Here is a 20,444-nt window from a genome sequence, read left to right on the forward strand (position 1 = left end):
GGTTGTGTATTGTGGCCCCCCGCCGCCAAGAAACTTTAGTATTGTTACACGGGGGGGGGGCCGGGCCGGTTCGGGCGGCCCCCCCTCCACGCATTTGTAGACCCTTTTCACGGGTCCAGGTCGTAGCCCCGGGACCAGCCGTCAGGCCCGCAGGTGCTCCAGCACCCGGCCCCAGTCTCCGGCGGGCAGGCTGTCGTGCTCGCGGTGCCAGTCGATCGTGGCGGTGAGCTCGGTCCGCGTCGGGGCGGCGGACGAGCCGCCCAGCCGTTGCACGGACAGGGACGCCGCGAGCACCGCGACGGCCACTGACGTCGTCAGCGACCAGCCCGCCGTCCGGCCGCCGCAGAAGGCGGCGACGAAGCAGTCGCCGGCACCGGTCGGGTCCACGGCGGTCACCCGGGGTGCAGCGACCTCGCAGCGCTCACCGGTCCCGGCGTCGATTGCGATCGCGCCCGCAGCCCCGCGGGTGACGACGACGAGCCCGGTCCGCTGCGCGAGGACGTCGAGCGCGGTAACCGCGTCGGACGCCCGGGTGTAGGCGAGGGCCTCGTCCTCGTTGGGGACGAAGGCGTCCACCTCGGCCAGGCGGTCGAGCACCGCGGTGTCCCACCGCCCGGTGTCGTCCCAGCCGACCCCGCCGACGACGAGCGACCCGGCGGCGCGGACGTCGGCCACCCACGTGGGCAGTCCCTCGGCGATCCCGACGTGGCAGGCGCCGACCGAGGGGAGGGGAGCGGGCAGGGTGTCGGACAACCACGTCGCGCGTTCCTCGTACGTGACGAAGCTGCGGTCGGCGGCGTTCGTCAGGGCCACGGTCACGGCCGTGTGGGCGTCGGGCAGTTCGGCGAGCCAGCGCAGGTCGAGGCGGTCCTCGGCGGACAGCGCCGACCGGACGGCGGCGCCGAACACGTCCGCCCCCGTGGCGCCGACGAGGGCGGTGCGGAAGCCGAGGCGGGCGCCGGCGACGGCGCGTGTGGCCGTCCCGCCGGGGGCGACGGTGAACCCGTCGGCGAACACCTCGGCCCCGACGGCGGGAGCGGCGACACCCGACATCACCAGGTCGCAGAACACGCGTCCGCCGAAGACGAGGTCGAGGTCGGGCACGGGTGGGCTCCTCACGGACGGGTGATCGATCGTGCAGTGGATCGCGCAACAGACTAGTCACGGATGCGCGTTCGGTCATAGTCTTCCTGCGTGAACGAGCAGCGAGGGGTGGGCGCGTGAAGCTGGCGATCCTCGGGGGCGGCGGTTTCCGCACCCCCTTCGTGTGGCAGGCGCTGTTGCGCGACCAGGGCGACCCGCGGATCACCACGGTGACCCTCCAGGACGCCGACGCGTCCCGGCTCGCGGGCATGCGCGCCGTCCTCGACCAGCTCGCCGAGGGCTTCGCCGAACCTCCTGCGCTGGAGACGACCACGGACCTCGACGTGGCCCTCGAGGGCAGCGACTTCGTGTTCTCCGCCGTCCGCATCGGCGGTCTCGCGGGCCGCTGCGCCGACGAGCGCGTCGCCCTGGACCTCGGCGTCCTCGGCCAGGAGACGACCGGCCCCGGGGGTCTCGCGTATGCGCTGCGCACCGTCCCGTTCATGGTCGACGTCGCCGAGCGCGTCAAGCGCCTCGCGCCGGACGCGTACGTCCTGAACTTCACCAACCCCGCGGGCATCATCACCGAGGCCATGCAGGGCGTGCTGGGGGACAGGGTCCTCGGCATCTGCGACACCCCGTCCGGGCTCGGCCGCCGCGTCGCCCTGCTGCTCGGGCACGACCCCGACCACGCCCGCCTCGACTACGTCGGCCTCAACCACCTCGGGTGGCTGCGCCGCGTCGAGGTGCACGGCCGCGACGTGCTGCCCGACCTCCTCGGTGACGACGGGCTGCTGGCCCACCTGGAGGAGCAGCACGTGTTCGGGGCGCCGTGGCTCAAGACGCTCGGCGCGATCCCCAACGAGTACCTCTACTACTGGTACCGCAACGCCGAGGCCGTCGCCCGCATCCGCGAGTCCTCCCTGACCCGCGGGGAGTTCCTGCTCAAGACGCAGGGCGACTTCTTCGACCAGCTGCCGCACGCCGGTTCGCGCGCCGCGCAGCTGTGGCGCGAGACCGTCCTGGACCGCAGCGCCAGCTACATGGCCGAGGCCAAGGGCGGCGAGCAGGGGGCGCCGGAGAACCCTGAGCCGCCGGAGACCGACCCCTCGCAGCAGGGCTACGCCGGGGTGGCGCTGGCCGTCATGGCCGCCATCAGCCGCGACGAGCCGTCGACCGCGATCCTCAACGTCCGCAACGGCGCGACGATCGCCGGGCTGCCGTCCGACGCCGTCGTCGAGGTGCCGGTGGCCGTCGACGGGTCCGGGGTCCGCCCCTTCGCGACGACCCCGCCCGACCTGCACCAGCTCGGGCTCATGCAGCAGGTGAAGGCCGTCGAGCGGCACGTCATCGCCGCGGCCCTGCACGGCGACGAGTCCGAAGCCCTCATGGCGTTCGCGACGCACCCGCTCGTCCGGTCCGTCGACATCGCCGAGAAGCTGCTCGCCGGGTACGTCGCCCGGATCCCCGAGGTCGCCGCCGTCTTCGGCCGCTCCTGACCCGCCCCCAGCCCCCCCAGCACCCCTCACCGAGGAGCCCTCCCGTGCACGACGACCGTTCCCTGGTCGAGGGACGCGTCCACCGCGTCCTGACCCACCGCATCCGCCCGGCGGTCCACCCCCAGCGCGTCCCCATGACCCTGACGGCGTGGCTGGTCCCGGACGAACCGGTGCCCGCCCGCGACGCCGTCGCCGCGCTGGAGGCCGGGGAGTTCGGCGGGTTCTCCGTCGGCACCACGTGGGGCCGGCCGTGGTCGACGACGTGGGTGCGCGCGCAGGCGCAGGTCCCGGCCGAGTGGGCGGGCAAGCGCGTCGAGGCGCAGTTCGACCTGGGGTTCATCGGCGACTGGCCGGGCAACCAGGCCGAGGCGCTCGTGCACACCCTCGACGGGGTGCCCGTCAAGGGCGTCGCGCCCGACAACAAGATCGTCCCGGTCGTCCGCGAGGCGCGGGGCGGGGAGACCGTCGACTGGCTGCTGGAGATGGCGGCCAACCCCGACATCATGGCCGACGACATGCGGCCCACCCACCTGGGCGACAAGTCGACCGCGGGGGACGGGCACCTCTACACCATGAAGGTCGCCGACCTCGTCGTCCTCGACGAGGAGGTGTGGATGCTCGCGATCGACGTCGAGTGCCTCGACGACCTCATGCGGCACCTGCCCGAGCACGAACCCCGCCGCTACGAGATCGCCCGCGCCCTCGACCGCGCCCTGGACGCCCTCGACCTCGACGACGTCTCCGGCACCGCCACCGCGGCCCGCGCCGAGCTCGCGGACGTCCTGTCGTCCCCGGCCGTCCGCAGCGCCCACACGCTGTCCTCGGTCGGGCACGCGCACATCGACTCGGCGTGGTTGTGGCCGCTGCGCGAGACGCAGCGCAAGACCTCCCGCACCTTCGCGAACGTCACGGCGCTGGCGCAGGAGTACCCCGAGTTCGTCTTCGCCTGCTCGCAGGCCCAGCAGTACGCGTGGGTCAAGGAGCGCTCGCCCGAGGTCTACGCCCGGATGCAGGCCGCCGCGAAGGCCGGCCAGTGGGTGCCCGTCGGTGGCATGTGGGTCGAGGCCGACGGGAACCTGCCCGGTGGGGAGGCCCTCGTCCGGCAGTTCGTCACCGGCAAGTCGTTCTTCCGCGAGGAGTTCGGCGTCGACTGCCGGGGCGTGTGGCTGCCCGACTCCTTCGGCTACTCCGGTGCGTACCCGCAGATCGCGCGGCTGGCCGACATGGACTGGTTCCTCACCCAGAAGATCTCCTGGAACCAGACGAACAAGTTCCCGCACCACACGTTCCGGTGGGAGGGCATCGACGGGTCGCAGATCTTCACGCACTTCCCGCCCGTCGACACGTACAACGCGATCTTCTCCGCCGAGGAGCTCACGCACGCCGTCGCGAACTACTCCGAGAAGGGCCGCGGCACGCGCTCGCTCGCCCCGTTCGGCCACGGCGACGGCGGGGGCGGCCCCACCCGCGAGATGCTGGAGCGCGCCCGCCGGTTCGCCGACCTGGAGGGTTCGCCCAAGGTCGTGGTGCAGGACCCGAACACGTTCTTCGCCGACGCCCGCGCCGAGTACCCCGAACCGCCCGTCTGGGCCGGTGAGCTGTACCTGGAGCTGCACCGCGCCACGTACACCAGCCAGGCGCGGACCAAGGCCGGCAACCGCCGCAGCGAGCACCTGCTGCGCGAGGCCGAGCTGTGGGCGACGACCGCGGCGCTCAACGTCCCGTCGTACTCCTACCCGCACGCCGAGCTGGACCGGCTGTGGAAGGTCGTGCTGCTGCACCAGTTCCACGACATCCTCCCCGGCTCCTCGATCGCCTGGGTGCACCGCGAGGCCGAGCAGACGTACGGCCAGGTCCGCGCCGACCTGGAGGCGCTCGTCGCCGAGGCCGTCCACGCGCTCGGGACCGGCTCGCGGGTGCTGCTCAACACCGCGCCGCACGACCGCACCGAGGTCGTCGGCGACCGGCTCGTCCGGGTGCCCGCGTCCGGTGCCGTCGTCCTCGCGGACGCGGCGCAGGAGGCCACCGCCCCGGTGACCGTCACCCGCACCGACGGCACGATCGTCCTGGCCAACGGCGTCCTCACGGTCGTCGTCGACGCCGACGGGCTGCTGTCCTCCGTCGTGGACGAGGTCAACGACCGCGAGGTGCTGGCGCCCGGTGCGCGCGGGAACCTGCTGCAGCTGCACAGCGACTTCCCGAACAACTGGGACGCCTGGGACGTCGACCAGCACTACCGCCACCGCGTCGTCGACCTCGTGGACGCCGACGAGGTCACCGTCGTGGAGGAGGGGCCGCTGCGGGCCCGCGTCCGCGTCGTGCGCACGGTGCGGGACTCGCGCATCGAGCAGGAGTACGTGCTGGCGGCCGGGTCGGACCGGATCGACGTGCGCACGGGGATCGACTGGCACGAGCAGGAGAAGTTCCTCAAGGCGGCGTTCCCGCTCGACCTGCACGCCGCGGTGAGCTCCTCGGAGATCCAGTTCGGCCACGTGCAGCGCCCGACGCACACGAACACCAGCTGGGACTACGCCCGGTTCGAGACGGCGATGCACCGCTGGGTGCACGTCGCCGAACCCGGGTACGGCGTCGCGGTGGCCAACGACTCCACCTACGGCCACGACACGACCCGCGCCGCCCGCGAGGACGGCGGGTCGACCACGACCGTGCGCCTGTCCCTGGTCCGCGGGCCGCGGATGCCGGACCCGCAGGCCGACCAGGGCCGGCACGTCCTGTCGTACGCCCTCGTGCCCGGCGCGCGGATCGCCGACGCCGTCCGCACCGGGTACGACGTGAACCTGCCGCTGCGCGAGGTCGACGGCCCGGCGGAACCGCCGCAGGCGCCGGTGACCGTGACCGGTGACGGGGCGACGCTGGAGGCCGTGAAGCTCGCCCAGGACGGGTCCGGCGACGTCGTCGTCCGGGTCTACGAGGCGTGGGGCGCCCGCGCGAAGGGCGTCCTGCGGACGTCGTTCCCGGTCGCCGAGGCCACCGTCGTCGACCTCCTGGAGGACCCGGCGCAGGACGGCACCGCGGCGGCCCGCGGGATCGCCTCGCTGCTGGAGGACGAGACCGTCGGGTTCGCGCTGCGGCCGTTCGAGGTGCTCAGCCTGCGGCTGGCCCGCGCGTGAGGGAGTGGCTGGAACCCGAGCACGTCGGGCGGCGCCGCGAACCCGTCGGCACGATCCGGCGGGCCGTGCCCGACGACGGGTCCACCTGCGTCGACCTCGACGGGGACTGGGAGTTCCAGCTCCGCCCGCACCCCGAGGCCGCGGAGCTGCCGACGTGGCGGACCGCGCGGGTCCCCGGCTGCTGGACCACCGAACCGTCGCTGTGGGGGGAGGTCGCCGACCCGCCCTGGTACACGAACGACCGGATGCCGTGGCCGGACCTGCCGCCGACCCCGCCCACCGACCGCAACCCGACCGGGGTGTACCGCCGGGACGTCACCGTCCCGGCGGACTGGGCCGGTCAGCGGGTGCTGCTGCACGTGGGGGCGGCCGAGTCCCTGCTGCTCGTCCGCGTCGACGGTGAACCCGTCGGGTCGAGCACCGACTCCCACCTCGCGGCCGAGTTCGACGTCACCGCCCGGGCGGCGCCCGGGGCGACGGTGCGGGTCGAGCTCACAGTCGTGAAGTGGTCGGCGTCGACGTTCGTCGAGGACCAGGACCAGTGGTGGCACGGCGGGATCACCCGCTCCGTCCGCCTGTTCACCCGGCCGGCGCTGCACCTGGCCGACGTCCGGACCGTCGCGGACGCCGGCGGGGACCTCGCCGTCGACGTGCGCGTCGGCTGCGACGCGGGGGAGGGCGCGCACCGGGGCTACCTGCCCGACGGGTGGCGCGTCGCCGTCCGCCTCGGGGAGACGCCGCTGGCGTTCGACGCCGCGGCGCACGCCCGCGACCTCGACGACGAGCGCATCTCCCTGTACCGCGGCCGGGCCCGGTTCCGCGGGCGGTTCCCCGGCATCGCGACCTGGACGGCCGAGACGCCCGTGCTGCACGACGTCACCGTGGAACTGCGGGACGCGGACGGGACGCTGGTGGACTCCGAGGTCCAGCGCGTCGGGTTCCGCACGGTGGAGGTCGTCGGCCCCGACCTGCTCGTCAACGGCCGCCGCATCTTCGTGCGCGGGGTGAACCGGCACGACCGCGACCCGCTCACCGGCCGGGTCGTGACGGCGGCGCAGGTGCGCGAGGAGCTGCTGACCCTCAAGCGGTTCGGCTTCAACGCCGTCCGCACGTCGCACTACCCGAACGACCCGACGTTCTACGACCTCACCGACGAGCTGGGGTTCTACGTCGTCGACGAGGCGAACATCGAGTCGCACGCGTGGGCGCACGAGCTGTGCGACGACCCGGCGTACCTGCCGGCGTTCACGCAGCGCGTGGCGCGCATGGTCCGCCGCGACCGCAACCACCCGAGCGTCATCGTGTGGTCGCTCGGCAACGAGAGCGACTACGGCGCCAACCACGACGCCGTCGCGGCCTGGGTTCGACGCGACGACCCGACCCGCCCGGTGCAGTACGAGGGTGCGATCAAGGACGACTGGGACGCCGGCTCCGCGGCCAGCGACATCGTCTGCCCCATGTACGCCCACATCGGGCAGATGGTCGAGCACGTGACGCGGAACCCGCCGACCCGACCGGTCATCCAGTGCGAGTACTCCCACGCCATGGGGAACTCCAACGGGTCGCTGTCGGACTACTGGGCGGCGATCGAGTCGCTGCCCGGGCTCCAGGGCGGGTTCATCTGGGAGTTCGCCGACCACGGGATCCTCCAGCGCACCGACGACCGGCTGCCCGCCGGGCTCGCCGGGACCGGGCGGTTCGCCGGCGGCGTCCCGGCCGACGGGTTCCGCTGGGCCCACGGCGGCGACTTCGGGGACACCCCGCACGACGGCGCGTTCTGCCTCGACGGGGTCGTGCTGCCCGACGGCACCCCCAAACCCGTCATGCACGAGCACCGGGAGCTCGCCTCGCCCGTGCGGCTCTCGTTCGCCGACGGGGTCCTGTGCCTGCGCAACGCGCACGACTTCTCCGGCCTGGGGCACCTGCGCGGGCAGTGGGTGCTGGAGGCGAGCGACGGCACGTCGCGCTCGGTCCCGGCGCAGCTGCCCGACGACCTGGGACCGGGGTGCACCGCGACCGTCGAGGTCCCCGCCGAGCTCACCGGGGCCGGGACCGGGGAACGGTGGCTGCAGCTCGTCGTGACCCAGGCCGAGGGCACGGCGTGGAACCCCGCCGGGGCCGAGGTCAGCCGGCCGTGCGTGCGGCTGCCCGACCGGGAGCGGCACGTCGCCGGGGGACCGGCCTCCCCGGTCGTCCTCGACGCCACCGGTGCCCTGGAGCTCCCGGGCCTGGCTCGGCCCGAGCTCACGCTGTGGCGCGACCCCACGGACAACGACGACATCGCCGGGGACGGGGACCGCTGGCTGGCCGCCGGTCTGCGCGACGCCGGACCGTCCGTCGTCGCCGTCGAGGGGTCCACCGTGGTGTCGGTGCTGAAGACCGCGGCCGGTGAGGTCCGGCACACCCAGGTGTTCCGGTGGGACGAGCGCGGCCTGCGCTCCGAGGACGCCGTGGAGCTGCCCGACGGTCTCGAGGACGTGCCGCGCGTCGGCGTCCGCGTCCCGCTCGCGGGCACGGCGACCGGTGCCCGCTGGTTCGGGACCGGCCCGTGGGAGACGTACCCCGACCGCCGCACCGCCCCCGTCGGCTGGCACGAGCTGCCCGTGGCCGACCTCGCCGTCCCGTACGTCCGGCCGCAGGAGAACGGCGCCCGCACCCACGTGCGGGAGCTCGTCGTGACGACCACGGCCGGGGTGCTGCGCTTCTCCTTCGCGCAGCCCGTCACGGTGACCGTCCACCCCGACGCCGTCGTCGTCGACGCCGCGCACCGGGGGCTGGGGTCGGCGTCCTGCGGCCCGAACGCGCTGCCGCCGTACCGCATCGCGACCGGGACGCACCGCTGGACCTGGTCGGTGCAGCCCGAAGGGTTCGCGTGAAGCTGCTGCTCGTCGGGCTGGACGGGGTCCGCGTGGACCTCGCCCTGCCCGACGTCGTCGCAGCGGACCCGGCCTTCGCCGAGCCCGACCACCCGGCGGACCCGAGGTTCGGCGCGGCCGCGCGCGAGACGCCCGTCGTGGGAGGGACGACCGCGCGGGTCGCGCCGACCCTGGCGCGGCTCGCGGCCGGCGGCCGCGTCGTCCCGGTGTGGATGACCCCGCCCACCGACTCCGGCCCCGGGTGGTCCTCGCTGCTCACCGGCACCACGCACGAGCAGAACGGCGTGTGGTGGAACGAGTTCGTGGGCCACCGGCTCGCGCGCTGCCCCGACCTGCTCTCGCAGGTGTTCGCCGCCGACCCGCGCGCGCGGACGTTCGCGGCGTGCACGTGGCGCGCGCTCGTCGACCCCGGCGGGCCCGGGCCGGTGATCCACAGCCGGCCCGACCAGCAGGTCGGCGGGCAGCACCAGGTGTTCGCGGCGACCGACGTCGCCGACGGCTGCCGGTCGGCGGACCGGCAGGTGCGGACGCGGGCGGCGTGGGTCCTCAACCACGAGGGGCCGGACGCCGCGTTCGTGCACCTGGAGGGCCCGGACGAGGCCGCGCACCGGCACGGGTCCGCCGGACCGGAGTACCTCGAGGCGCTCGCCGACGCCGACGAGCACGTGCGGTGCCTCGTCAAGGCGGTCGCCGAGCGGTACGAGCAGCTCGGGGAGGACTGGCTGGTCGCGGTGACGACCGACCACGGCCACAAGCCGGAGGGCGGGCACGGGGAGGACGAGGTCGTCGTGCGGCGCTCGTTCCTGCTGCTGCACCGCATCGGCGGTCCGCTGCCGGCCGGGCTGCTGGGCCTGGGCACCCTGCGCAGCCACGAGGTCGCGCCGGTGCTGCTGGGCGCCGTCGGCGTGCGGCCCGGCTCCTACGCGGCCGACCACCCCGTCGGGGAGCTGCGCGACGTCCCGCCCTCCGGGCCCACCCGGGACCTGCGCTTCGAGTGGTGAGCCGGTCAGGCGGGGTGGGTGCCGTCCACGACCTCGACCGCGACCCCGGCGTTCCGCAGGGCCGAGGCGGTCTCCTCGTCGGGGTGGGCGTCGGTCACCAGGTGGCGGTAGGCGCCGGCGTCGCAGACCGTGGCCGTGCCGCTGCCGGGGAACTTCGAGGCGTCGGCGAGCAGCACGACCTCGTCGGCGGCCGAGATCATCGCCCGCTTCACCGGGACCTCCTCGGCCACGGTGTCCACCGAGTGCCCGCTGCGGCGGATCCCGCTGGTGCCCAGCAGGAGCAGGTCGGCGCGCAGCTGCCGCAGGCTCTCCTCGGTCAGGTACCCCACGAGGGACCGGTGCGCGGGGCGGACCTGGCCGCCGAGGAGGACGAGGTCGACGGCGGGGTCCTCGCCCAGCTCGGCGTAGACGGCGAGGTTGCGCGTGATGACGGTGACGGGCCGGCCGCGCAGGTACCGGGCGACGCGGCCGGCGGTGGTGCCGATGTCCAGCAGCACCGACTGGCCGTCGCGGACGCGGGCGGCCGCCGCGCGGGCGATCGCCTCCTTGGGCCCGGCCTGCCGGTCGACGAGGTCGGCGTAGACGTCGTCGCGCAGGTCCACGGGGCGGGCGCCGCCGTGGACGCGTTTGAGCAGGCCCGCGTCGTCCAGCTTGACCAGGTCCCGCCGGATGGTGGCCTCGGACAGGCCGAGGCGTTCCACCAGTTCGGACACCGTCGCCGGCCCCTGCAGGCGGACGACTTCGACGATGGCCTCACGCCGCTCCCTCGCTTGCACGTTCGACAGAATACCTTGCGCGTTCGCGCAGATGGCAAGTAGCGTTCGCGCAACAACGCCGGAGAAGGCTGCCGAGGATGACCGTTCGATCACGGCGCCGGATGTCGAGAAGGGTCTCGCCATGAACCTGTCCCGTCGCAACCTCCTCCTCGGCTCGGGGCTGGCCGCCCTGGGAGCCGGGGCCCTGTCGGCCTGCTCCACCAGCAGCACCGGCGGCGGGTCCGGCGGCGGGGGCAGCGCCGGCAGCGGCACCGCCCTCTGGTACTGGGCCGGCGGCCTCAGCGACCAGGTCGTCGCCGCGGCCCGGACGCAGTTCCCCGACGCCGGCATCACCCCGTCCGTCGTCGGCGGCGACTTCAAGCAGAAGCTGCAGACCACCCTCACCGGCGGGTCCTTCATCCCGCAGATCACCGGCGTCAAGGGCGAGGACATGCCCTTCTTCCGCAGCGTGGCCGACAAGTTCACCGACCTCAACACCCTCGGCGCGCAGGACGTCGCCGCCACCCAGCTCGCCTGGAAGTGGGCCGAGGCGCAGACGCCGGACGGAAAGCAGCTCGGCTTCCCCATCGACATCGGCCCGACCGCGATGTTCTACCGCGAGGACATCCTCGCCCAGGCCGGCCTGCCGACCGACCCGGCGGCCGTGTCGGCCGCCATCGCCACCTGGGACGAGTTCTACGCCTTCGGGCAGGAGCTGCACGGCAAGGTGCCGGCCAGCTTCCCCGTCGAGGCCCTCGGCAGCGTCTTCCAGATCATCATCGGTCAGCTCTCGCAGCGGTTCGTCTCCGAGGACGACACCTTCGTCGGGGACAGCGACGAGATGAAGCAGGCCTGGGACACGACCGTCAAGGCGCAGACCCTCGGGATCAACGCCAACGTCGCCCAGGCCAAGGACGCCAGCCTGGCCTCCGGTGTGATCGCGATGGAGATGGGTGCCGCCTGGGGTGCCCTGGACATCAAGAACGCCGCCCCCGACACCAGCGGCGCCTGGCGCGTCGCGAACAACCCGGTCAAGCCCACGAACTTCGGCGGTTCCTTCCTCACGATCCCGGCCGCGACCGAGGACAAGGAAGGCGCCTTCGAGATCATCAAGTGGATCCTCAGCACCGACAACCAGGGGCAGGCCTACACCGACGCCAGCATCTTCCCGGCCGACCCCGCCGCGTGGGACCTGCCGGCCCTCACCGGGGGCGACGAGTTCTTCGGCGGGCAGAAGACCATCGAGGTCTTCGGCCCGGCCGGCAAGCTCGTGCCCGAGCAGTACGTGGCGGCGTCGGACTCGGCGGTCTCCGCGCCGTACTTCAACGAGCTCACGAACGTCGAGGCGTCGGGCAAGGACCCCGAGCAGGCCTGGAAGGACGCCGTCTCCGCCGCCCAGGACATCGCGAAGCGGCAGGGCGTGAAGTGAGTTCGGCCGGCGTGGACCGGGGGTTCCGGCGCGTCAGCGCCAGGCCCCCGGCCCCGGCGGGTGCCCCCCGCGCGCGGGGGAACCTGCGGTTCTGGCCGCAGTACGTGGCCGTCAGCCCGTTCTTCCTCCTGTTCGCGGCCTTCGGCCTCTTCCCCGTCGGCTTCTCCGCCTGGCTCGCCTTCCACCGCTGGGACGGGATCAGCCCCGTCACGTTCGCCGGCCTCGAGCAGTTCCGGTTCCTCGCCGAGGACGCGACCTTCCGCAAGGCCGTCGTCAACACCCTCGTCATCTGGGTCCTGTCGACCGTCCCGATGCTCATCGCGTCGCTGGCCATCGCGTCCCTGCTCAACTCGGTGCGACGGTTCAAGACCTTCTACCAGGTGGTGCTGTTCCTCCCCAGCGTCACCTCGATCGTCGCCATCGCGATCTTCTTCAAGGCGATCTTCAACAACCAGGTCGGGCTGGTGAACCAGGTCCTCACGGCGATCGGGCTGCCCGCCGTGGAGTGGCTCAACGGCTGGTGGACGATCAAGATCGTCCTCGCGCTGCTCATGACGTGGCAGTGGGTCGGGTACAACGCCATCATCTACTTCGCCGGCCTGCAGGCCATCCCCGGCGAGGTCTACGAGGCGGCCAAGATCGACGGCGCCGGGGCGCTGCGGACCTTCTGGTCGATCACCGTGCCGATGCTGCGGCCGGTCATCCTCTTCACCGTCGTCATCTCCACCATCACCGGCCTGCAGACGTTCGCCGAACCGCAGGTCCTCTTCGGTTCCAACGCCGCGGTCAACCCCAACAGCGGTGGACCCGGCCAGGCCGGGCTGACGATGGTCCTGTACTTCTACCAGCAGGCCTTCAACAACAACAACTACGGCTACGGCGCGGCCATCGCCTACGCGGTCCTGGCCATCGTCGGCGTCTTCGCCCTCGTCAACTGGCGCCTGGTCGCCCGGTCGGAGAAGTGAGCTCGATGGCCCTGCGCACCGTCCCCCCCGCCACCGTCGGAGCCCGGCCGGCGAAGAACCGCGCCGTCCGGAACCCCGCGCGGTGGGCGCACGTCCCGCTGGGTCTCACCGCGCTCCTGCTGCTGTTCCCGTTCTACTGGACCGTGGTCATGGCCACGAACACGAACAGCGATTTCTACCGCACGCCCCCGCAGGTCGTGCCCGGGACGCACCTGCTGGAGAACGTCTCCTCCGTCCTCACGAGCCTGAACTTCTTCGGCTCGATGGCCAACACGTTCATCGTGGCGACCTCGGTCACCGTGCTCGTCCTCTTCTTCGACTCGATGGCGGCCTTCGCCTTCGCGAAGTACGAGTTCCCCGGCAAGAAGTTCCTGTTCGGCCTCATGATGCTGTTCTTCATGCTGCCCGCGCAGCTGTCCACCGTCCCCCAGTTCATCACCATGATCAACCTGGGCTGGGTCGGCACGCTGCAGGCGCTCATCGTCCCCGCGGCGGCCAACGCGTTCGGCATCTTCTGGATGCGGCAGTACATCTCCAGCGCCCTGCCGGACGAGATGCTCGACGCGGCCACCGTCGACGGGTGCGGCTTCTTCCGCCAGTACCTGCTCATCGTCCTGCCGGTCATCCGCCCGGGCCTGGCCTTCCTCGGCATCTACACCTTCGTCGCCGCCTGGAACGACTACGTCTGGCCGCTCATCGTCCTGGTGAACCCGGACATGCTCACCCTGCAGGTGGCGCTGTCCCAGCTCAACGCCAGCCGCGGGACCGACTACGCGGTCGTCATGGCCGGCGCGCTGCTCGCGATCGTCCCCCTCGTCGTCGTCTTCCTCGTCTTCTCCAAGCAGTTCGTCGCCGACTCCGTCAAGGGCGCGGTCCGCTGATGGGGCGCACCGTCGTGCGCGCCGCCCGCCCGCAGGAGCAGGCGGAGACCGACGCCCTCGTCGGCGCCGCGTTCTCCGCCGAACCCCCGCGGCGGCGGACGCCGGACGGCCCGGGCACCGCGGAGCCCATCGCCCGCGTCGCGGTGGACGAGGACACCGGCCGGGTGCTGGCCACCGCCGTCGCCCGCCCCACCGGGCAGTGGTGGGGCGGGCGCCGGGTGCCCGCGGCCGCCCTCGCCGGGGTCGCGGTCGACCTCACCGCCCGGGGCCGCGGGGTCGGTCGCGCCCTGGTCGCCGACACCTTCGCCGCCGCCCGGGAGGCGGGCGCCTCGCTCGTCGCGCTCATCCCCTCCACCCACGCCTTCTACCGCGGCGCCGGGTGCGGCGTCGCCGGCCGCCGGTCGGTGTACGCGATCGGCACCCACGACCTGCGCGCCCTGCCCCGCGACCGCTCGCTGACCCACCGCGAGGCCACCGCGCAGGACGCGCCGCGCGTCGCGGAGCTGGTCGCCGCGCACGGCGCCCGCACCAACGGCGTCCTCGACCACGACGAGCGGACCGGCTCGGCCGTCCCGTACGTCGCCGAGCGCGACGGCGCCGTCGTCGGCTGGTGCGCCCTGGGGCGCCGGCCCGTGCGCCCCGGCCACGGCGGGAACTACGCCGTCGTCGTGCACGACCTCGTCGGCGCCGACCCCGCGGCCGAGCTCGGGCTGTGGCGCGACCTGGCCGCCGACGAACCCAGCGCCCGCGAGGTGCACGCCCTCGTCCGCCCCGGCGGGCTGCTGGAACAGCACCTCCCGCGGCAGACCGAGGTCGTCGAGGACGCCACCTGGATGCTCGGGCTCCTCGACGTCCCCGCCGCCCTCGCCGCCCGCGGCTACCCCCACGGCCTCACCGGCCGGGTCGTGCTCGACGTCACCGGCCACGGCGTCCTCACCCTCGACGTCACCGACGGGCGGGGGACCGTGACGCCCGGCGGCACGCCGTCCGTGCGGGTGGGCCCGGCCGACCTCGCCTCCCTCTACGCCGGGCACCTCGACCCGCTCACCGCCCGGCACGCCGGGCTGCTGCACGGCGACGACCACGCCGTCGGGCTGCTGCGCACGCTCCTCGCCGGACCGCCCGCGGTCCTCGACCGCCCCTTCTGACCACCTCCGAGGAGAGACCGTGACCCTGCGCTGGGGAGTCCTCGGGCTCGGCACCATCAGCCGCGCCGTCCACCTGCCGCTCATCGCCCGGCTGCCCGGTCACGACCTCGCGGCCGTCGCCGACCTCGACCCCGGCCGCTGCGCCGAACTGGCCGCCGCGTACGGCGCGCGGGCGCTGACCCCGGCGGGGCTGCTCGCGGACGAGGACGTCGACGCCGTCCTCGTCGCCACCCCCGGCCGGCACGCCGCGCACGCCGTCACCGCCCTGCGCGCCGGCAAGCACGTCCTGGCCGAGAAGCCGTTCGCGCTGTCCGCCGAGGAGGTGCGCGAGGCCGTCGCCGTCGCGCGGCGGACCGGGCTGCACCTGCAGGTCGGGTACATGAAGGTGCACGACCGGTCCGTGCAGGTCGTCGAGGACGCCCTGCCCGGGCTCGGCGACGTCCGGCTCGTGCAGATCAGCGTCCGCCACCCCGTCGACGCCCCGCAGGTCGAGCACCTGCGCCTGGCGCCGCCGGCCCCGCCGCCCGCCGCGGCCGCCCCGCTCGTCGCCGCGGACGACGCCGCCGAGGAGCGGGCGCTGGACGCCGCGGTCGGCGCCGACGCGCCGCCGCAGCTGCGCCGGCTGTTCCGGTCGGTGCTGTGCGGGTCGGTGGTCCACGAGCTGTCCCTGCTGCGCGCCCTGGGCTTCGGCAGCCCCCGGTTCGACCACGTCGACCTGCTCGGCCGCGACGGCGCGGCCCCGCCCACGATCTTCGCGACCGGCCGCCTCGACGGCGGCGCGCGGTTCGTCCTGGACTGGGCGTGGACCCCCGACCGGCCCGAGTACGCCGAGACCGTGCGCATCACCACCACCGCCGGCGAGGTCGTCGTCGACGTCGCCCCGCCGTACCGGCTGGACGCGACGAGCACCGTCACCGTCACCGGCCCGGGCGGCACGCACCGCCCGCCGGCCGGCGCCGACGGCGCGTTCCAGCGCCAGCTCGAGTCGTTCGCGGCCGCCGTCGGCGGTTCCGCCCCGCACCCCCACTCCGCCCCCGAGGGCGCCCTGCACGACCTGGTGGCGCTGCAGCGGGTCGTGGAGCTGGTCCGGTGACCGGCCGCTGGATCGCGGGGGCGCCGGTCAGCTTCGGCGTGTGGGGCCCGCACGCCGGGGCCCCCGACGGGGACGGCGACGCGATCCTCGGGGCGCTCGCCGCCGCCGGGTACGCGGGCAGCGAACTGGGCGACACCGGGTTCCTCGGCGACCCCGGCCGGACCGCCGACGCGTTCGGGACGCACCGGCTCGCGCCCGCCGGGGTCTACGTGGGGCTGCCGCTGGCGCGGGGGGAGTGGAGCGCGCCGGAGCGCGCCGGCTTCGCGCTGACCTGCCGCACCCTGCGCGCCGCGGTGGACCGGCACGCCCTCACCGGCGATCCCGGTGCCCCTGCGGCCCGGATCGTGCTCGCCGACGACGGGGCCCCCGGCCTCGACGCCCCCCGCGACCCGGCGGACCGGGCGTCGGGGCTGGGCGACGCGGCCTGGGCCCGCGCCGTGGACCTGCTCGCCGAGGCGGCCGCGACCGCCGCCGGGCACGGGCTCGCGACCACGTTCCACCCCCACCTGGGCACGTACGTCGAGTCCACCTGGGAGGTCGACCGGCTGCTGGCGACCACGCCGCTCACGGTGACGCTCGACACCGGGCACGCGCTGCTCGCCGGCACCGACCCGGTCGGGGCGGTCGCGCGCTGGGCCGGGCGGATCGACCACGTGCACCTCAAGGACGTCCGCCTCGACGTGCCGCGCGCGGCGCGACGCGGGGGGCCGGTCCCGCTGCGGGACTGGTGGGCGGACGCGAACGTCCCGTTCGGGGCCGGCGACGTCGACCTCGCCGGCGTCCTGCGGGAGCTGCGCCGCGACGGCTACGCGGGGTGGCTGGTGGTGGAGCAGGACGCCGCCCCGCACGGCGGGCCGCAGCTGGCGCGGTTCGCGGCCGACCAGGAGCACAACCTGCGGGTGCTGCGGGGACTCCTGGACGACCGGCCGGGGGACGGGCCGGGGGACTGACCGGGGGACTGACCGGGCTCAGCCGTTCTGGGCCGTCCACGCCGCGTGCAGCCGCGAGTACGGCCCGCCCGCGTGGGCGAGCTCGGTCGCCGGACCGACCTCCACGACCCGGCCGGAGTCCACGACCACCACGGTGTCGGCGGCCTCGGCGGTGGACAGGCGGTGGGCGATCGCGACCGACGTGCGGCCGCTGAGGACGCCCTCCAGGGCGCGCTGCAGCCGGACCTCCGTGGCCGGGTCCACCGAGGACGTCGCCTCGTCGAGGACGAGCAGGTCGGGGTCGGCCAGGTGGGCGCGGGCGAGCGCCACGAGCTGCCGCTCGCCGGCGGACAGCCGCTCCCCGCGCTGGCCGACGGGGGTGTCCAGGCCCTCCGGCAGGCCGTCCAGCCACGACGTCAGGCCCAGGTCCGCGAACGCCCCCCGCACCTGGGCGTCGGTGGCGCCGGGCAGGCCGCGCCGCACGTTGTCCCCGACCGTGGTGTCGAAGAGGAAACCCTCCTGGGGGACGGCGACGACCCGGCGGTGCAGCTCGGCCGACGGCAGGTCGCGGGCGTCCACCCCGGACAGCAGGACGCGGCCCGCGACGGGGTCGACCAGGCGCGTCACCAGGCGCGACAGGGTGGTCTTGCCCGAGCCGGTCTCGCCCACGACGGCCGTGCGGGACCCGGCGGGGAAGTGCAGCGTCACGCCGGACAGCACGACCTTCGAGGTCCCCGGGTAGGAGTAGGCGACGTCCTGCACGCGGACGTCCACCGGGCCGCGGGGCAGGGACCGGGGGGTGCGCGGCTCGGGCACCGAGACGGGGGTGTCGATGAGGTCGACGACCCGGCGCCAGCCGGCGAGGGCGTTCTGCAGCTCGTTGAGGACCTCCGTCGCGGCCTGGACCGGCCCCACCCACAGCTGCGCGAGGAACAGGAAGGCCAGCAGCCGGCCCAGGGTGATGTCCCCGTCCAGGCCCAGCAGCGTCCCGACGACGATGACGAGCGCGACGACCAGGCCGGACACGAGCACCCCGGAGGAGAACGTCACCGCCGTCGCCGTCTGCGCCTTCACGGCCTGCCGCCGGTGCGCCTCGATGGCCTCGTCGATGCGCCGCCAGGACCGTTCCGACGCGGCGTGGGCGCGGATGACGTCGGCGCCCACGACCGTCTCGGACACCGCGGCGAGCAGGTCGCCCATCCGGACGCGCACGGCCCGGTAGGCGCGGGTCACCGGCCGCTGCAGCCGCTGGCGGGCCAGCACCAGCGGCACGAAGCAGCCGATGACGACGAGGGCCAGCTGCCAGGAGTAGAAGAACATCAGCGCCGTCGCGAGCAGCACCTGCCCGGCGGACAGGACCAGCACGAGCATCCCGGTCTGCAGGAACGTCGAGATGGTGTCGACGTCGCTGGTCACCCGGCTCACCAGGGACCCGCGCCGCTCCCCGCTCTGGGTGAGGACGGCGAGGTCGTGGACGTGCCGGAAGGCGCGGACCCGCAGCGTCGCCAGCCCGGCCTCGGTGGCCCGGAACAGCCGCACGTTGACGATCCACGCGGTGCCGGCCGTGACGAGCACCAGGAGGGCGGCCGCGGCGCACAGCAGCACGACGCGGGTCACGTCGGGGCCGCCGTCGGCGGACACGCCGGTGTCGACGGTCTGCTGGACGGCGATCGGGACGGCGACCTTGCCCAGGGTCGTCGCGGCGGCGATGGCCAGGGTCACCCCGAGGCCCTCGGCGAACTCGGGGGTCAGCTCGCGGGCGCGGGCGATGACGCCGCGCTCGGCCGCCGGCTCCCCGGTCGTGGTGGTGGTCGTGGTGGTGGTGCTCACGCGGCGCCCTCCTCGGCGGCCCGGTCCGCGGCGGCGCGGGCGTAGGCGGTGACGAGCTCGCGGTAGCCCTCGTCGCGGGCGGCGACCTCCGCGGCGGGGCCGCGGTCGACGACCCGGCCGTGGTCGAGGTGGACGACCTCGTCGGCCAGCGCGATCGTCGCGGGGCGGTAGGCGACGACCACGACGGTGGTGCCCAGGCCCGTGCGCTCCAGGCCGTCGAGGACGGCCCGCTCGACCGCGGGGTCCAGGGCGCTCGTCGCGTCGTCCAGCACCAGCAGCCGGGGGCGGCGCACCAGCGCGCGCGCCAGCGCGAGCCGTTGCCGCTGCCCGCCGGACAGGGTGGAGCCGCGCTCGCCGACGAGCTCGTCCAGCCCGCCCGGCAGCGCCGCGACGAACCCGTCGGCCTGCGCGAGCCGCAGCGCCTGCCACACCTCCTCGTCGGAGACCTCCAGGCCGAGGGCGACGTTGCCGCGGACGGAGTCGTCGAACACGAACGTCGACTGCGGCACCAGCGAGGCCGCCCCGGCGACCTGGCCCTCGGCCAGCTCGCGGACGTCGACGCCGTCCAGCAGCACCCGCCCGGTCGAGGGGTCGACGAGGCGGACCAGCAGCCCGGCCAGCGTCGACTTGCCCGCGCCGGTGCCGCCGACGACGGCGACCGTGGTGCCGGCCGCGACGTCGAGGGTCACGTCGGTCAGGACCGGTGGCGGCGGGGGGTGCTCGGTGCCCGGGTCGGCCAGCGGGTCGGCCGCGGGGGCCGGGTGCCGGTAGGACAGGTTCGACGTGGTCACGCCCAGCGCGCCGCCGTCGGGCAGCGGGCGCTCGCCCCACGGCGTCGTGGCGCTCTCGCGCAGCACGTCCTGGAGGCGGGCGTCCCCGGCGACCGTGCGGGGCAGGTCGGCCAGCAGCCACCCGAAGGAGCGGACGGGGAAGGCGAGCAGGCTGAGCAGGTAGGCGATCTGCACGAGGTCGCCGACGCCGGTGTGGCCGGAGGCGACCCGCACCGACCCGACGACCAGCACGAGCAGCGTGCCCAGCGACGGCAGCGCCTCGATGATCGGCTCGAACGCGCCGCGGGTGCGCCCGGCGGCGACGTTGGCGTCCCGCAGCCGCTGCGCGTCGGCGCGGAACCGGTCGACCTCCTCGTCGGCCAGGCCCAGCGTCTTGACGACCAGCGCGCCCTCGAAGCTCTCGTGGGCGGTGGCCGAGACCTCCCCGCGCAGCCGCTGCACCGCCACCACCAGCGGCGACATCCGCCGCTGGTAGACGATGTTCGCGCCGAGCAGGGCGGGCACCACGACCAGCCCGACCGCGGCGAGCACCGGGTCGGCCAGGACCATCGCGACCCCCGCGAAGACGATCAGCACGGCGGTGCCCAGCGCGAACGGCAGGACCATCGTCGCCTGCCAGGTCGCCTCCACGTCCGAGCTGGCGGTCGCCAGCAGCCGGCCCGCGGGGTGGGCGTGGTGCCAGGCCAGCGGCAGGTCCAGGTAGCGCCGGGCCAGCCGCCGGCGGTACCGGGCCTGGAGGGCGAACGTGAACGCGCCGCCGAAGATCCGGCGCAGCAGGACCCCGCCGACCAGGGCGAGGGTCACCGACATCAGGGTCGCCCCGGCCAGCCACGCGTCGCGCGCGGTGACCTCGCCGGTGCCGTTCACGGCGGGGACCACGACGTCGGTGGTGACGCGGCCGACGAGGAAACCCGACAGGGCGTTGCCGGCGCCGAAGACCACCGAGCCGACGATCGCGATGCGGAAGGGGCGGGGCTCCTCGCGGATGCCGCGGGCCAGGGTTCGCACGCCGTCGAGGAACGTTCCACTCACC

Annotated in this window: 14 protein-coding genes; 10 read left to right on the top strand and 4 right to left on the bottom strand. The window is 74.6% G+C overall.

Features of this window, described 5'->3' with window-relative positions; translation table 11 throughout:
* Nucleotides 1–141: 141 nt before the first annotated feature.
* Entirely contained in the window at nucleotides 142–1,104 is a 963-nt protein-coding gene (locus ACRYM6_RS04340) for a carbohydrate kinase family protein (protein ID WP_432541437.1), read from the bottom strand.
* Between the two features lie 116 nt (nucleotides 1,105–1,220).
* On the opposite strand from ACRYM6_RS04340, the gene ACRYM6_RS04345 reads away from it, so the two are divergent.
* Genes ACRYM6_RS04345 through ACRYM6_RS04360 form a run of 4 tightly spaced genes read left to right on the top strand, consistent with a single transcriptional unit; the run spans nucleotide 1,221 to nucleotide 9,590 of the window.
* Nucleotides 1,221–2,582: a 6-phospho-beta-glucosidase gene (locus tag ACRYM6_RS04345; protein WP_432541438.1), complete on the top strand. Its 1,362-nt coding sequence runs from the start codon at nucleotides 1,221–1,223 to the stop codon at nucleotides 2,580–2,582.
* A 44-nt stretch (nucleotides 2,583–2,626) separates the two neighbouring features.
* The gene (locus ACRYM6_RS04350) at nucleotides 2,627–5,713 is read left to right on the top strand and encodes an alpha-mannosidase (protein ID WP_432541440.1); all 3,087 of its coding nucleotides are present in this window, start codon (nucleotides 2,627–2,629) and stop codon (nucleotides 5,711–5,713) included.
* Nucleotides 5,710–8,589: a glycoside hydrolase family 2 TIM barrel-domain containing protein gene (locus ACRYM6_RS04355; RefSeq protein ID WP_432541442.1), complete on the top strand. Its 2,880-nt coding sequence runs from the start codon at nucleotides 5,710–5,712 to the stop codon at nucleotides 8,587–8,589. The genes ACRYM6_RS04350 and ACRYM6_RS04355 overlap by 4 nt, the downstream gene beginning before the upstream one ends.
* Entirely contained in the window at nucleotides 8,586–9,590 is a 1,005-nt protein-coding gene (locus ACRYM6_RS04360) for an alkaline phosphatase family protein (RefSeq protein WP_432541444.1), read from the top strand. The genes ACRYM6_RS04355 and ACRYM6_RS04360 overlap by 4 nt, the downstream gene beginning before the upstream one ends.
* A 5-nt stretch (nucleotides 9,591–9,595) precedes the next feature.
* Here ACRYM6_RS04360 and ACRYM6_RS04365 read toward each other — a convergent pair whose 3' ends face one another.
* Entirely contained in the window at nucleotides 9,596–10,366 is a 771-nt protein-coding gene (locus ACRYM6_RS04365) for a DeoR/GlpR family DNA-binding transcription regulator (RefSeq protein ID WP_432541446.1), read from the bottom strand.
* Between the two features lie 121 nt (nucleotides 10,367–10,487).
* Here ACRYM6_RS04365 and ACRYM6_RS04370 point away from each other — a divergent pair, with 121 nt between their 5' ends.
* From ACRYM6_RS04370 to ACRYM6_RS04395, 6 genes are read left to right on the top strand one after another with little or no spacing between them, the layout of a single operon-like run.
* On the top strand, nucleotides 10,488–11,774 hold the full coding sequence (locus tag ACRYM6_RS04370) for an ABC transporter substrate-binding protein (RefSeq protein WP_432541448.1): 1,287 nt from the start codon (nucleotides 10,488–10,490) through the stop codon (nucleotides 11,772–11,774).
* On the top strand, nucleotides 11,771–12,739 hold the full coding sequence (locus ACRYM6_RS04375; RefSeq protein ID WP_432541449.1) for a carbohydrate ABC transporter permease: 969 nt from the start codon (nucleotides 11,771–11,773) through the stop codon (nucleotides 12,737–12,739). Before ACRYM6_RS04370 ends, ACRYM6_RS04375 begins: the two co-directional genes overlap by 4 nt.
* Nucleotides 12,740–12,744: 5 nt before the next feature.
* Nucleotides 12,745–13,620: a carbohydrate ABC transporter permease gene (locus ACRYM6_RS04380; RefSeq protein WP_432541450.1), complete on the top strand. Its 876-nt coding sequence runs from the start codon at nucleotides 12,745–12,747 to the stop codon at nucleotides 13,618–13,620.
* A complete protein-coding gene (locus ACRYM6_RS04385) occupies nucleotides 13,620–14,768 on the top strand; it encodes a GNAT family N-acetyltransferase (protein WP_432541452.1) in 1,149 nt (382 codons plus the stop codon). Before ACRYM6_RS04380 ends, ACRYM6_RS04385 begins: the two co-directional genes overlap by 1 nt.
* Before the next feature lie 19 nt (nucleotides 14,769–14,787).
* Entirely contained in the window at nucleotides 14,788–15,861 is a 1,074-nt protein-coding gene (locus ACRYM6_RS04390; RefSeq protein ID WP_432541453.1) for a Gfo/Idh/MocA family protein, read from the top strand.
* A complete protein-coding gene (locus ACRYM6_RS04395) occupies nucleotides 15,858–16,811 on the top strand; it encodes a TIM barrel protein (protein WP_432541454.1) in 954 nt (317 codons plus the stop codon). The genes ACRYM6_RS04390 and ACRYM6_RS04395 overlap by 4 nt, the downstream gene beginning before the upstream one ends.
* 18 nt (nucleotides 16,812–16,829) lie before the next feature.
* Here ACRYM6_RS04395 and ACRYM6_RS04400 read toward each other — a convergent pair whose 3' ends face one another.
* On the bottom strand, nucleotides 16,830–18,620 hold the full coding sequence (locus tag ACRYM6_RS04400; RefSeq protein WP_432541455.1) for an ABC transporter ATP-binding protein: 1,791 nt from the start codon (nucleotides 18,618–18,620) through the stop codon (nucleotides 16,830–16,832).
* Entirely contained in the window at nucleotides 18,617–20,443 is a 1,827-nt protein-coding gene (locus tag ACRYM6_RS04405) for an ABC transporter ATP-binding protein (RefSeq protein ID WP_432541457.1), read from the bottom strand. The genes ACRYM6_RS04400 and ACRYM6_RS04405 overlap by 4 nt, the downstream gene beginning before the upstream one ends.
* Between the last annotated feature and the right edge of the window lies 1 nt (nucleotide 20,444).

The sequence above is a fragment of the Kineococcus rugosus genome, assembly GCF_050871975.1.
Lineage (GTDB): Bacteria > Actinomycetota > Actinomycetes > Actinomycetales > Kineococcaceae > Kineococcus.